We start from the raw sequence: 13516 nt of genomic DNA on the forward strand, positions 1-13516 counted from the left end.
GACCGCCAATGCCTGTCGTCCTCCTCGACCACGACGCCGACTTCGACGGTTGGCGTGCCGCCGCCCGCGCGCTGCTCGCCGCCGAAATCCCGTCGGACAAAATCATCTGGCAGGTGGCGGGCGGTCAGGCCGACCTGCTCGCCGAGGTGCCGACGCCGCTGCCCCAAGCCACCGCCAGCTTCTCGGTGCCGCGCCGCTTCGTCGAGCTGGCGGAAAGCGTTATCTGCCACCGCGATCCGGCGCGCTTCGCGCTACTCTATCAGGCGCTGCGGCGGCTGCGCGGATCGCCGAAGCTGTTCGAGGACAGCGCCGATCCGCTGGTCCACCGGCTGGAGGCGATGGCGAAGTCGGTTGGCCGCGACATTCACAAGATGCGCGCCTTCGTGCGTTTCCGTGAGATCGAGGAGGACAGCGGCACCCGCTTCGTCGCCTGGTTCGAGCCCGAGCATCATATCGTCCGCCGCAACGCCGGCTTCTTCACCCGGCGCTTCGCCAGCATGCGCTGGTCGATCCTGACTCCCGAGCTCTGCGTCCACTGGGACGGCGACGTGCTCGACTTCACCCCCGGCGCCACCCGCGCCGACGCGCCCGGCGGCGATCCGCTCGAGGAGACGTGGCGCACCTACTACGCCTCGATCTTCAATCCGGCGCGCCTGAAAGTGAAGGCGATGACCAAGGAGATGCCGAAGAAATACTGGCGCAACATGCCCGAGACCGCGCTGGTGCCGTCGCTGATCGCGGCGGCGGGTACCCGCACCACGGCGATGATCGCACAAGCTGCGCTGCCGGTGGCGGATGAGCGCTACGACAGCCTCGCTGCCGTTCGTGCCGCCGCCAATCACTGCACCCGCTGCCCGCTCTACAAGGACGCGACGCAGATGGTGTTCGGCGAAGGGCCGGCGGACGCGAAGCTGATGTTCGTCGGTGAGCAGCCGGGTGATCAGGAGGACCTCGCCGGGCGGCCCTTCGTCGGCCCGGCGGGACAGAAATTCAACGAAGCGCTCGCCGACGCCGGGATCGACCGCGACGACGCCTACGTCACCAATGCGGTGAAGCATTTCAAGTTCGAGCCGCGCGGCAAGCGCCGGCTGCACAAGAGCCCCAACGCCGGCGAGATCGACGCCTGCCGCTTCTGGGTCGATCATGAGCGGTCACTGGTAAAGCCCCGCCTCGTCGTCGCGCTCGGCGCCACCGCCGCCCGCTCGCTGCTCGGCAAGGCGACGACCATCTCAAGCGTCCGCGGCGCGCCGATCGACCTTGCGGATGGGTCGGAAGCCTGGGTGACGATCCATCCGAGCTTTCTGCTGCGGCAGCAGGATGAAGCGAGCGAACAAGTGGAATATGCCCGCTTCGTCGACGACCTGCGCAACATCAAGAGCCGGCTGGCAGCGCTCGCTTAAGCTTTCGGCAAAGATTCTGCCTGAAATTTAGACACGCATTTCGTTGTGCCTGCGAAATGGGCAACAATCATGCGCAAACATGCTGCACCGCAGCGTGACTCGTGCTTGGCACGGCTTCTGCACCGTGTCCCCGGCTGAAGGCAGGGAGCAGCGGGGATGAAACTCATCATTGCGATCATCAAGCCCTTCAAGCTCGACGAGGTCCGTGAGGCCGTCGCCGGGTTGGGGGTGCAGGGAATGACGGTATCCGAAGTGAAGGGCTTCGGACGCCAGAAGGGCCAGACGGAAATCTACCGGGGGGCCGAATACACCACCAACATGGTGCCGAAGATCAAGCTCGAGATCGCGGCGGCCGACGACCTCGCCCCGCGCGTGGTCGAGGCCGTGCAGCAAGCCGCCCACACGGGCAGCATCGGCGACGGCAAGATCTTCGTGCTCGATCTCGGTCAGGCCGTGCGCATCCGCACCGGCGAAACCAACGACATCGCGCTCTAAGGGGGTTCGAGGGATGATCTCTTCAAACAAGCTTTTGCGCTGGGGCGGCCTCGCGGCCGGCCTGACGCTCGTCGCTGCGCCGGCACTGGCGCAGGAAGTCGTGACCACCGTGGTCGAGACCGTCGCTGCCGCGCCGGCCGCCGATCCGGTGCCCGACAAGGGCGATACCGCCTGGATGATGGTGTCGACGGTGTTGGTCCTCGCCATGATCGTGCCGGGCCTCGCGCTGTTCTACGGCGGCCTCGTCCGCACCAAGAACATGCTGTCGGTGCTCACCCAGGTGCTGGCGATCACCGCGGTCGCCTGCCTCGTATGGGTGTTCTACGGCTACAGCCTCGCCTTCACCGATGGTCCGGTGAACGCCTTCCTCGGCGGCACCTCGCGGCTGTTCCTGTCGGGCGTGACGCCTGACTCGACCGCCGCGACGTTCAGCGATGGCGTGGTCATTCCGGAATATGTGTTCATTGCCTTCCAGATGACCTTTGCCGCGATCACCACCGCGCTGATCGTCGGCTCGCTCGCCGAGCGCATCAAATTCTCGGCGCTGCTGGTCTTCTCGGTGCTGTGGATCACCATCGTCTACCTGCCGATCGCGCACATGGTGTGGTGGGCCGGCGGCTACATCTTCGAGATGGGCGCGCTCGACTTCGCGGGCGGCACCGTCGTCCACATCAACGCCGGTGTGGCGGGCCTCGTCGGCGCGCTGATCCTCGGCAAGCGTCTCGGCTACCAGAAGGAAATCCTGGCGCCGCACTCGCTGACTATGACGTTGATCGGCACCGGCCTCCTCTGGGTGGGCTGGTTCGGCTTCAACGCCGGCTCGAACCTCGAGGCGACCGGTGGTGCTGCGCTCGCGATGATCAACACCTTCGTCGCCACCGCGGCGGCAGCGCTGGCCTGGCTGTTCGCCGAGTGGGCGACGCGCGGCAAGCCCTCGCTGCTCGGCGCGGCGTCGGGCGTCATCGCCGGCCTCGTGGCGATCACCCCAGCGGCCGGCATCGCCGGCCCGATGGGCGCGATCGTGCTCGGCGCCGTCGCCAGCGTCATCTGCTACTGGTTCGTCGGCTACATCAAGCCGAAGACCGGCCTCGACGACTCGCTCGACGTGTTCGGCATCCACGGCATCGGCGGCATTATCGGTTCGATCGGAACCGGCATCGTCGTCAGCCCGGCGCTGGGCGGCATCGGCCTCGACGACTATTCGATGGCCGGCCAGGTCACGACGCAGGCGATCGCGGTCGCCATCGCGATCCTGTGGTCGGGCATCGGTTCGGCGGTGCTGTTCTTCATCATCAAGGCCGTGATGGGCCTGCGCGTTCCCGAAGAGAAGGAACGCGAGGGTCTCGACCTCGCCGAGCATGGCGAGCGCGCCTACCACTACTAAATCTCAATTCCTCCCCAAGGAAACACACTGGCCGGGACGGCGACGTCCCGGCCATTTTCTTGTCGGGTCAGGAAAGCGCGCGGCGCTGCGTCACCACCGGCCGGCCCGCGCTGTCGACCTCGAAGCCGGCGACATGAAAGCCGCTCTGCAGATTGAGGACGATCATCGCATTGTTGCTGGCGCGCGTTCGGGTCTCGACGGCGGCATAGCCTTGCGTTCGCGCCCAGTCGTGCTGCGCCGCCATCAGCCGCGCCGCGATGCCCTGCCGCCGCGCATCCGGATGCACGCCGCCGAGCCAACTGTAGAAGAGGTCGGGCGCGCGCCGGTAGCCGAGCTTGAAGCCGACCAGCCGCCCGCCGTCGTCACGCGCCAACGTCGCCGCCGGCGCGTCGAGATCGGCGAGACGGCCGAGCAGGTAGGCGGGGTCGAAGCTGTCGAACGCCGCTTCGCAAAGCGCCAGTAGCTCAGGGCCGAGCGCAACAACGCCCGCGCCGGTGATCGTTTCGACGTTCACCGTGCCAACTCGCTGGTGATCGCGACCGGCGCGGCGGCCTCGTCGACCAGATAGACCTCGTCGCCGATGCGCACCGGCCCCTGCCGCAGCACCGAGGCATATTCGCCGACCTCATTGCCGAACTGGCGCGCCACCGTGCGCATGACGCTGGCGTCGCGCCCGGCGGTGTCGGGATCGATGGTGATCATCGCGCAGCGCTCGATCGGCCGCACCACCGCCAGCCGCGCGCCGTCGAGGCCGAACTCGATGCTCCGGCCCCGCCATTCGATGTCACGCTCGGCGCTGTCGATGACGATGTTGATGCGGAAGCGGCGCGGATCGAGCGACGCGCCATGCGCGGCATCGATGACAGCGAGCGTGGCACGCGTCACCAGCGACACCGGCATCGAATCATAGGTGCCGCGCGACAACTGGATCAGTTGGACGGGGCCGCCTGCCGCCGCAGCCAGTTCCTTGGCCAACGCCGGATCGCCGACGCCGAGACGCCGCCCGTCGGGTGTCGCCACCTCGACCGGCAAGCCGGCCGAACCGTAGTCGCCCGCGCTCGCCGCCCTATAGCGCAGCAGCGCTGAATGATCGCGGCCGGTGAACCAGGGGAAGCGGCGCAGGCTGTCGGCTTTCACGAAGCCATATTCGCGGTCGCCGCGCAGGCCCGACCAGCGCACCTCGGCCTCGGCCAGTTCCTCGCCGGCCATCGATTTCACCGGAAAGCGGTTGAGTTCGGCGACCACGCCGATCAGTCGTCGCACCTTCGCACACCCCCGAAACGCGATACCGCCGCGCTTTTACTCCGCTGGCTGGGCCCTTGTCGCCTCCCAACGTGCCTTGATCGCCTCGGCAGTGTCGCGGCTGCCGTCGGGGCTCCAGCCCGGCGGGCCGGCGACATAGAACCAGCGCTCGCGCCAGCTTTTTGCGCCAGCGACGTCGCGGGCGATGCCGACCCATTCATGGATCGCCGCCCAGAAGATGTTGAAACTGCCGAGGTTCTTGACGATGCCGTAGCGGGGGCGTTCCTCGTCATGCTCGGGCTCGAAGGTGCCGAACAGCTTGTCCCAGACAATGAACACGCCGGCATAGTTGCGATCGAGATAGCGCGGGTTGGTGGCGTGGTGGACACGATGGTGCGACGGCGTGTTCATCACCGCCTCAACCCAGCGCGGCATCCGCCCGACCGTCTCGGTGTGGATCCAGAACTGGTAGATGAGGTTGAGGCCGGCGCAGAAGAACACCATCGCCGGGTGGAAGCCGATCAGGAACAATGGCAGCCGGAACACCCACACCGCTGACAGGAAGCCGGTCCAGGTCTGACGCAGCGCCGTCGACAGATTATAATGCTGGCTCGAATGGTGGATGACATGGCTCGCCCAGCCCCAGCGCACCCGGTGCATGAACCAGTGGGTGAAGAAATAGGCGAGGTCGTCGAGGATGAAGCACAAGGGCCACGCCCACCACACCCAGCCGATGTCGAACAGCCGGTGCTCGTACATCCAGAAGGCCATCAGGATGACGAGGCCGCCGGTGAGCGCGCCGGCGATGGTGCTGCCGGTGCCGAGCAGCAGCGAGGACATGGTGTCGCGCTGCTCGTAGGCGCCGCGGTTCTTCCAGCGGATGAACAGGATTTCCGCGATCACCAGCACCACGAACGCCGGCACCGCCCATTGGACCGGATTGATCAGGTCAGGCATCGCCTCTGAGTTTCCTTCCCCAAGCCAGCGCCGCTTCGGTTCCGAGTGTCAGCGTCGTCGGCCCGAACATGGTCTCGCCGGCCGGGATGATCAATGCCTCGCCGTCGGCGCGCGCCGGCAGCGGCAGGCCGAGCAGCCGCGCCACCCATTTGTCGCCATGCGCGCGGAGCAGCACGACCTCACCCGCGCTGCCCGCGACCAGCGCACCGCGATTGTCGCGGTCGATCACCACCTCGTCGAAACGGTGGCCGATATAGGTGTCGCCGGCGATGCGGCGTGCGGTGGCGGCGTCGAGCTTAGCGCCGCGGCCGAGGCCCAGGCGGCCGACCAGCCACGATACCAGCAGCACCGCGGCGATCGATCCGCCGAGGCTGACGAGGGTCATCTGGCGGCGGCCGAAAGCTGGCGCAGCGCGGGCGTCAGCCCGCTGATGTCATAGCCGGCGGCACCCGCCTGCTCGATCAGCGCGTCGGGATCGCCGCCCTGCATCGCCGAGGCGAGCGCCCAGAGGTTGGTCGAGCGCGTGCCCGAGCGGCAGAAGGCGAGCACCGGCCCGCCGGCATCGGCGAGCGCCGCCGCCATCGCCTCGACCTGCGGCACCGAGAAGCCGCCGGCGGCGGGAATCGCGACATAGTCGAGGCCGGCGTCGGCCGCGGCCTGCGCGATGACATCGCCCGCCGGCTGGTCGGGCGCCTCGCCATCGGGGCGATTGTTGACGATGCGGGTGAACCCTTGCGCCTTCGCTTCGGCGATCTCGGCCGGGCCGATCTGGCCGGCCACCGACAGGCTATCGTTGATGCGGATGAACATGGCTTACTCCGCCGCCTCGTCGATGCCCTCGGGCGGCATGTTGTGCCCCAGAAGGCGCAGGATGTCCGCTGCCGAGCTGACGATGTTGGTGCCGGGGCCGAAGATGCCGACGGTGCCGGCGTTGCGCAGGAAGTCATAGTCCTGCGGCGGGATCACGCCGCCCGCGACCACGCGGATGTCGCCGCGGCCCAGTTCCTTCAGTTGCTGGATCAGTTCCGGGACCAGCGTCTTGTGGCCGGCGGCGAGGCTCGAGGCGCCGACGACGTCGACGTCGAGCTGGATGGCGAGCGCCGCCGTCTCCTCGGGCTTCTGGAACAGCGGCCCGACGGTGACCTCGAAGCCGAGATCGGCGAAGGCGGTGCCGACCACCTTGGCGCCGCGGTCGTGGCCGTCCTGCCCCATCTTGGCGATCAGCACGCGCGGGCGGCGGCCCTTGCGGCGCTCGAACGCCTCGATGCCCTCGACGACGCGCGCGAAGCCGGGATCGCCGCCATAGGCCTGGCCGTAGACGCCGGTGACGAGCTTCACCACTGCGGCGTGGCGGCCGAACACATCCTCCATCGCCTGGCTGATTTCGCCGAGCGTGCAGCGCGCCCGCGCCGCCTCGACCGCCATCGCCAGCAGATTGGCGTCGCCGCGCGCGCCGTTGCGCAGATTGTCGAGCGCGGCCTGCGCCTTCGCCTCATCGCGGTTGGCGCGGGTCTTGGCGAGGCGGGCGATCTGCCCCTCGCGGACCTTGGCGTTGTCGATGTCGAGCGTCTCGATCGGCGTCTCGACCGCCGGCTTGTACTTGTTGACGCCGACGACGACTTCCTCGCCGCGGTCGACGCGCGACTGCTTGGCCGCCGACGCCTTCTCGATCTCCGCCTTGGGAAAGCCGAGCTCGACGGCGCGGGTCATGCCGCCCATCGCCTCCATTTCGGCGATCAGCCCCCAGGCCTTGTCCTCGAGCTCGCGGGTCAGCGCCTCGACATAGTAGGAGCCGCCCAGCGGATCGACGACCTTGGTCATCCCCGTCTCTTCCTGAAGGATGAGCTGGGTGTTGCGGGCGATGCGCGCCGAGAAATCGGTCGGCAGCGCGATCGCCTCGTCCAAGGCGTTGGTGTGGAGCGACTGGGTGCCGCCGAGGCCTGCCGCCATCGCCTCGATCGTGGTGCGGATGACGTTGTTGTAGGCGTCCTTTTCGGTCAGCGACACGCCCGACGTCTGGCAGTGGGTGCGCAGCATCATCGAGCGCGGATCCTTGGCGCCGAAGTCCTTCATGATCCGCGCCCAGAGGCCGCGCGCGGCGCGCAGCTTCGCCACTTCCATGAAGAAGTTCATGCCGATCGCGAAGAAGAAGGAGAGGCGGCCGGCGAAGGCGTCGATATCGAGGCCCTTCGCCATCGCGGCGCGGACATATTCCATGCCGTCGGCCAGCGTGAACGCCAGCTCCTGCACCTGCGTCGCTCCGGCTTCCTGGATGTGGTAGCCCGAGATCGAGATCGAGTTGAACTTCGGCATGTTCGTCGCCGTGTACTCGATGATGTCGGCGATGATCCGCATCGATGGCGTCGGCGGATAGATATAGGTGTTGCGGACCATGAACTCCTTCAGGATGTCGTTCTGAATGGTCCCTTCGAGCTTGTCCTGCGAAACGCCCTGCTCCTCGGCGGCGACGATGTAGAAGGCAAGGCACGGCAGCACCGCGCCGTTCATCGTCATGCTGACCGACATCTCGCCCAGCGGGATGCCGTCGAACAGGATCTGCATGTCCTCGAGCGTGTCGATCGCAACGCCGGCCTTGCCGACATCGCCGGTGACGCGCGGATGGTCGCTGTCATAGCCGCGGTGCGTCGCCAGGTCGAAGGCGACCGACAGGCCCTTCTGACCCGCCTTCAGATTGCGGTGGTAGAAGGCGTTCGATTCCTCGGCAGTCGAGAAGCCGGCGTACTGGCGCACCGTCCACGGACGGCCGGCGTACATCGTCGCCTTCACGCCGCGGGTGAACGGGAAGAAGCCGGGGAGGCCCGGATCGATCTCGCTGGTGTCCTCGGCGGTGTAGAGCGGCTTGATCGCGATGCCTTCGGGCGTCTGCCACGTCAGGTCGGCGCCCTTCACTTCCTTGGCGGCGAGCGCCTGCCAGTCGGCGGTGGTCTTCTCGGTCATCGCAACCCTCTCCTCACGCGCCTTTCCGTAAGGCGCGTCGCCCTCGCGTCAAGTCAAAGGCGGCGGGCCGCTCCGCCAACCACGCAATAGTCACGGGGCGAATTAGGCGACGCGCGGGGCGTGGACGGCGCGCCAGGTCGAGGGCGCGACGCCGAACACGCGGGTGAAGGCGCGGGTCAACCGTTCGGCCGTGCCGAAGCCGGCCTCCGCCGCCACCCGCTTCAATGGCGCGCCGTCGGTGAGCAGGGTGCGCGCGCGTTCGAGGCGCAACGCCTCGACGAAGGCCGCAGGCGTGCGGCCGACCGCACCGGTAAACTTGCGGTGGAAGCTGCGCACCGACTGGCCGGCGCGGTCGGCAAGCGCTTCGATACCGAGGTCGGCGTCAAGATTGGCCGCGATCCAATCGACCAGCGGGCCGTAACCGCAAGCAGAGGCCTCCTGCGCATCGAGCAGGGTCGAGAATTGCGACTGGTGGCCGGGGCGGCGCGCATAGAGCACCAGCCGGCGCGCGACGCTGGTGGCGGCCGCCGCGCCGCAGTCGCGCTCGACGATCGCCAGCGCCATGTCGATGCCGGTGGTGATCCCCGCCGAGGTCCAGAAGCGGCCGTCCTCGACATAGAGCGCCTGCCCGTCGACGATGAGATCGGGGTGGAGACGGCGCAGATCGTCGACGGCGCGCCAGTGCGTCGCCACCCTACGCCCCTCCAGCATCCCCCAGCCAGCGAGGACGACCGAGCCGGTGCACACCGACCCCATGCGCGGCGCGCGCTCGGCGACGCGCATCGCCCAGTCCTTCATCGCCGGGTCGCGGCGGGTCTTGCGCAGCCCGTCCTCGTCGCCGCCGACGACGATGAGCATCGCGACGGATTCAGGCGCGATCTCGGCCACCGGCACCGTCGCGACGCCGACCCCGCAATTGCTGGTGATGACGCCGCCCGCCGCCGAGGCGACGACGACCTCATAGCTGTTCGGCACCTCGTCGTTGGCGGCGGCGAACACCGCGGCGGGTCCGGTGATGTCGAGGATCTGCGCGGTGTCGAACGCGAGCATCACGATACGGTTTGGCAGTTTTCGCATGATGCTTGTCATATCTGCCAAGCAGGCGGCAGGCTAGAGCTGACTCGCCCCACTTGATCGTCATCCCCGCGGAGGCGGGGATCCATTCACTCTGACGGTCGGCGGTAATGGATCCCCGCCTTCGCGGGGATGACGATAGGGAAAATGATGAACCGCTTCGCCAACGCCGCCCTGATCCTGATCGACATACAGAAAGGGTTCGACGACCCGATGTGGGGGGCGCGCAACAACCCGCAGGCCGAAGCCAACGCCGGTCGCCTGCTCGCGGCGTGGCGCGCCGCCGGCCGGCCGGTCTTCCATGTCCGCCACGGCTCGCGAAACCCCAACTCGCCGCTGTCGCCGACCGGCCCCGGCTTCGCGTTCAAGGACGAGGTCGCGCCGCTGCCCGGCGAGCCCGTGCTGGTGAAGGACGTGAACAGCGGCTTCATCGGCACCGATCTCGAGGCGCAGCTGCGGAGCGGCGGCATCGACACGGTGATCGTGTTCGGCCTGACCACGCCGCACTGCGTGTCGACCACCGCGCGCATGGCCGGCAACCTCGACTTCGCGACCTTCGTCGCCGCCGACGCCAGCGTCACCTTCGCCGGCAACACCGCGCGCGGCTGGCAGGACGGCGAGGCGATCGAGGTCGACCCCGAACTCAGCCACCGCATCGCCCTCGCCCACATCAACGGCGAGTTCGCCACCGTGCTCGACACCGACACTATTCTGAAGGAGGCCGCGCAATGACCTATCGGATCGGATTCCTGCTCTATCCCGACGTGACCCAGCTCGACATGACGGGCCCGGCGCAGATTCTGTCGCGCATGCCCGATGCCGAGGTGCTGTTCGTCTGGAAGGATCGCGCGCCCGTCATGAGCGATTGTGGCCTCGCGCTGGTGCCGACGCACACGCTCGCCGACTGCCCGCCGCTCGACATGATCTGCGTGCCGGGCGGCTACGGCTGCACCGCCGTAATGGAGGACACCGAGGTGCTCGACTGGCTGCGCACGCAGGCAGCGACCGCCGACCTCGTCACCAGCGTCTGCACCGGCTCGCTGATCCTCGCCGCCGCCGGCCTGCTCGACGGCTACCGCGCCGGTTGCCACTGGGCGTGGCGCGACCAGCTTTCGCTGTTCGGAGCGACGCCGGTGGCCGAGCGTGTCGTCACCGACCGCAACCGCATCACCGGCGGCGGCGTCACTGCCGGCATCGACTTCGCCTTCCGCGTCATCGAGCGCCTGAAAGGCCGCGACACCGCCGAATCGATCCAGCTCGTGCTCGAATATGACCCCGCGCCGATCGGCGGCGGCACGCCCGAGAACGCCCGCGCGGAGATCGTCGCGGCGGTGCGCGGCGTGATGGCGAAACGCGGGCTGGGCGACCGGCTGGCGACGATCGAGCGGATCGCCGCGACGCGCTGACTATTTCCCGATCGAATAGCTGATCGGCGGTGCGCCCGAGGGCGGGGCCGAGTGCAGCGCGATGATCTGGGTGAGCAGCACGAAGGTCGACTTCGCCTCGAGGTCGTCGTCGGGGATGTAGAACCAGGTGCCGCGATATTCGACGGCGGTGGCGCTATCCTCGGGTGCCGATTTCGAGCTGCGCACGCGGAACAGGCCTTCGAGCATTTCCTGCCAGTCGAACGCGCTGCCATCGGCCTTGGTGGTCGCGCGCACCCGGCCGGCGGCGATATCGCTGGCGGGCACCTCGACGCCGGTCGACAGGAAGTGCAGCGCCGACATCACCGGGCGGGTGGTGATGGCGAGCGTGGCGTTGTCGGGCGCCTCGGCGGCGATGAGGATGCGATAGGCCTCGGCCTCAGGCGCGAGATTGGCGAGCTGCTTGAAGCGCAGCGCCTCGGGCGTCGTCGCGGCACCGCGGGTGAAGCGCAGCTCGATGCCGTCGCTGCCCTTGGCGCGGACGAGGTCGAGCTTGCCGTCGCGCTGCATCAGGCGGAGCAGGCGCACCGCCTCGCGGAAGTCGCGGAACTCGGGCTCGCGCGACGGCGCCGGGCCGCTGGCGGTCGGCGCGTTCTTCAGCCCGTTCATTTCCTGCACGCCGATCGAGAACACCCGGTCGATCGACCAGCCCGAGCGCGCCAGCAGCAGCAGCAGATCGGGGTTCATCGGCGTCATCATCTGGCGGACGAACTTCTCGCCCTCCAGCGGCGCGTAGAAGATCGTCGGCTTTTCGTTGAGCGACACCGAGCCCGGGCCGAGCGTCAGCGTGCGCGCGATCGTATCCTTCACCGCGGTGCTCGAGGTGCGCGAGATCGCGCCCTGCCCGCCGATGCTGCGGTTTAACTCCAGGGTCGCGGCGATCCGCTCGACGCTCGTGAAATAGGTGGTGTCGCGGTAGCGCAGCCGCACGAGGTTGAGCAGCAGCTCCTGATCGTTGGTCGACTGGATCGCGAGATTATAGGCGGGCCGCGTCGCGCGCAGCGAATCCGGGCCGGCATAGCCGCAGCCGGCGAGCAGGACGAAGGCGGCAAGGCCGGCGTGGCGCAGATTCATCTTGTTCCTCAGACAGAAGCGGGACGGCGCAGCCGCCCGAAGAAGCTGCCCATCTTGGCGAGGATCGCCTCGGCCATCGACGCCTTCTCGGCCTCGGCAGCCTCGGGCGAGCGGGCCATCGCGGCGCTCGACACCACGCGGCGCTCGGCAGCGGCGGCGCTCAAGGTCGCGGCGGCATCGGGGCTGTGATCGAGCAGCTCGGCGACGTCGTCCTTGCCGATCTCGCAGATGACGGCGTCGGTCAGCGCGACGATGGTGGCGCTGCGCGCCTCGCCGGTCAGCAGCGACATTTCGCCGAAGAAATCGCCCGGCCCGAGCCGCGCGACATCGACCTCGTCCTCGGCGGCCTTGATGCGCACCGAGACGAGGCCTTCGCTCACCACGAACATCGATTCACCGGGCTCGCCGGCGCGGATCACTGCAGTGCCGGGGCGGAAGATCCGCTCCTTCATCCGCGCGGTCAGCATGTCGATGTCGGCCGGCGCGAGGTCGGCGAACAGGTCGACCTGCTGCAAGAGGTTGCGCCGGTGCGCCTCGCCGCCGGTCAGCATGTGCGCCGGCGCACCCTCGATGTTCCACACGTCCTGCTTCGGATGCGCGAGCGCGAGGCCGGCCTTGGTCAGGTGCCGCAGCACATGGCCGAAGATCAGGTGCTTGGCCTTGCCCGGTGCGAACCGCGCGGGGTCGAGCATATATTTGAGCTTGTAGTGGACGCCGAGCACGCTGGTCTCGGAGATGCGCGCCTTCACGTCGAAGATCGCCGGATTGTCGAGCGCGGCGGCCTGAATGGCGGCGGTCAGCACGCGCACCGCGCGGTCGCTCGGCACCCGGAAGTCGAGCACGATGATCTGCTCGAACTCGCTGGCGATGTCGGGCCGCGACAGGTTCACGATGATCGATTCGGACATCAGCGTATTGGGCACCATCAGCACGCTGTTCTCGGGCGTCTGGATGTGCGTGCTGCGCCAGTTGATCTCGGTCACCCGGCCGATCAGCCGGCCCGGGATGCCGCGCGACATGATCTGCACGAACTCGCCGACGGCGAAGCCGCGGTCGAGGTTGAGCGCGATGCCCGAGAAGGTGTCCGAGATCAGGCTCTTTACCGCGAAACCGACGACGAGGCCGATGACGCTCGATGTGGCGATGATGCCGGTCAGCGAGAAGCCGAAGGCGTTGGTGGCGATGCTGACCGCGACGACGATGTAGATGGCAAGGCCGGTGAGCTGGATGAGCAGGCGCGGCGGGCGCTTGCGGCCGTTGCGGCCCATGCGGCTCCACACCAGCGCGTCGAGCAGGCGGATCGCCGACATCGCGCCGACCAGCCAGCCGATCACCGCGAAGATGATGAGGGTCACGCGCGGCGACAGGCCGGTCATCTCGGCCAATGCCAAGTCGGCGCGATAATAAGTGGCGAACAGCAGCAGCGCGAACGCCGCCAGCGGCGCCAGCACGCGCCGCGCGAACTTCAACAACATGGAAAGCGACCCCCGTAACAGAAGCATCATATG

14 protein-coding genes are annotated in these 13516 nt (G+C 68.1%); 5 read left to right on the forward strand and 9 right to left on the reverse strand.

The window, feature by feature from the left end; all coding sequences use genetic code 11:
- Positions 1-8 precede the first annotated feature (8 nt).
- The 3 genes from ACFOMD_RS07380 to ACFOMD_RS07390 all read left to right on the forward strand — a co-directional run bounded on the left by ACFOMD_RS07380 (position 9) and on the right by ACFOMD_RS07390 (position 3279).
- Positions 9-1400: a UdgX family uracil-DNA binding protein gene (locus ACFOMD_RS07380; protein ID WP_380859147.1), complete on the forward strand. Its 1392-nt coding sequence runs from the start codon at positions 9-11 to the stop codon at positions 1398-1400.
- A 156-nt stretch (positions 1401-1556) separates the two neighbouring features.
- On the forward strand, positions 1557-1895 hold the full coding sequence (locus ACFOMD_RS07385; RefSeq protein WP_380859150.1) for a P-II family nitrogen regulator: 339 nt from the start codon (positions 1557-1559) through the stop codon (positions 1893-1895).
- Positions 1896-1908: 13 nt separating this feature from the next.
- On the forward strand, positions 1909-3279 hold the full coding sequence (locus ACFOMD_RS07390) for an ammonium transporter (protein ID WP_380859153.1): 1371 nt from the start codon (positions 1909-1911) through the stop codon (positions 3277-3279).
- A 67-nt stretch (positions 3280-3346) separates the two neighbouring features.
- Here ACFOMD_RS07390 and ACFOMD_RS07395 read toward each other — a convergent pair whose 3' ends face one another.
- The 7 genes from ACFOMD_RS07395 to ACFOMD_RS07425 all read right to left on the reverse strand — a co-directional run bounded on the left by ACFOMD_RS07395 (position 3347) and on the right by ACFOMD_RS07425 (position 9513).
- Entirely contained in the window at positions 3347-3793 is a 447-nt protein-coding gene (locus tag ACFOMD_RS07395; protein WP_380859156.1) for a GNAT family N-acetyltransferase, read from the reverse strand.
- A complete protein-coding gene (locus ACFOMD_RS07400) occupies positions 3790-4542 on the reverse strand; it encodes an MOSC domain-containing protein (RefSeq protein WP_380859159.1) in 753 nt (250 codons plus the stop codon). The genes ACFOMD_RS07395 and ACFOMD_RS07400 overlap by 4 nt, the downstream gene beginning before the upstream one ends.
- Before the next feature lie 36 nt (positions 4543-4578).
- Positions 4579-5478 (reverse strand): sterol desaturase family protein, encoded by a 900-nt coding sequence (locus ACFOMD_RS07405; RefSeq protein ID WP_380859162.1) that lies wholly within the window; start codon positions 5476-5478, stop codon positions 4579-4581.
- The gene (locus ACFOMD_RS07410) at positions 5471-5863 is read right to left on the reverse strand and encodes a hypothetical protein (RefSeq protein ID WP_380859165.1); all 393 of its coding nucleotides are present in this window, start codon (positions 5861-5863) and stop codon (positions 5471-5473) included. The genes ACFOMD_RS07405 and ACFOMD_RS07410 overlap by 8 nt, the downstream gene beginning before the upstream one ends.
- Entirely contained in the window at positions 5860-6288 is a 429-nt protein-coding gene (locus ACFOMD_RS07415; protein WP_380859168.1) for a TIGR01244 family sulfur transferase, read from the reverse strand. Before ACFOMD_RS07415 ends, ACFOMD_RS07410 begins: the two co-directional genes overlap by 4 nt.
- Positions 6289-6291: 3 nt before the next feature.
- On the reverse strand, positions 6292-8436 hold the full coding sequence (gene scpA, locus ACFOMD_RS07420; RefSeq protein WP_380859171.1) for a methylmalonyl-CoA mutase: 2145 nt from the start codon (positions 8434-8436) through the stop codon (positions 6292-6294).
- 102 nt (positions 8437-8538) lie between these two features.
- Entirely contained in the window at positions 8539-9513 is a 975-nt protein-coding gene (locus tag ACFOMD_RS07425) for a GlxA family transcriptional regulator (protein WP_380859174.1), read from the reverse strand.
- Positions 9514-9657: 144 nt separating this feature from the next.
- On the opposite strand from ACFOMD_RS07425, the gene ACFOMD_RS07430 reads away from it, so the two are divergent.
- Positions 9658-10242 (forward strand): cysteine hydrolase family protein, encoded by a 585-nt coding sequence (locus ACFOMD_RS07430; protein ID WP_380859177.1) that lies wholly within the window; start codon positions 9658-9660, stop codon positions 10240-10242.
- Complete coding sequence (locus ACFOMD_RS07435; RefSeq protein WP_380859180.1) at positions 10239-10916, forward strand: DJ-1/PfpI family protein; 678 nt, start codon at positions 10239-10241, stop codon at positions 10914-10916. The genes ACFOMD_RS07430 and ACFOMD_RS07435 overlap by 4 nt, the downstream gene beginning before the upstream one ends.
- On the opposite strand, the gene ACFOMD_RS07440 is transcribed toward ACFOMD_RS07435, so the two are convergent.
- Positions 10917-12008, reverse strand: a complete 1092-nt coding sequence (locus ACFOMD_RS07440; RefSeq protein WP_380859183.1) for a hypothetical protein — start codon at positions 12006-12008, stop codon at positions 10917-10919.
- Between the two features lie 8 nt (positions 12009-12016).
- Positions 12017-13483: a mechanosensitive ion channel family protein gene (locus ACFOMD_RS07445; RefSeq protein ID WP_380859186.1), complete on the reverse strand. Its 1467-nt coding sequence runs from the start codon at positions 13481-13483 to the stop codon at positions 12017-12019.
- Positions 13484-13516 lie beyond the last annotated feature (33 nt).

Source organism: Sphingoaurantiacus capsulatus (assembly GCF_042648405.1).
Lineage (GTDB): Bacteria > Pseudomonadota > Alphaproteobacteria > Sphingomonadales > Sphingomonadaceae > Sphingoaurantiacus > Sphingoaurantiacus capsulatus.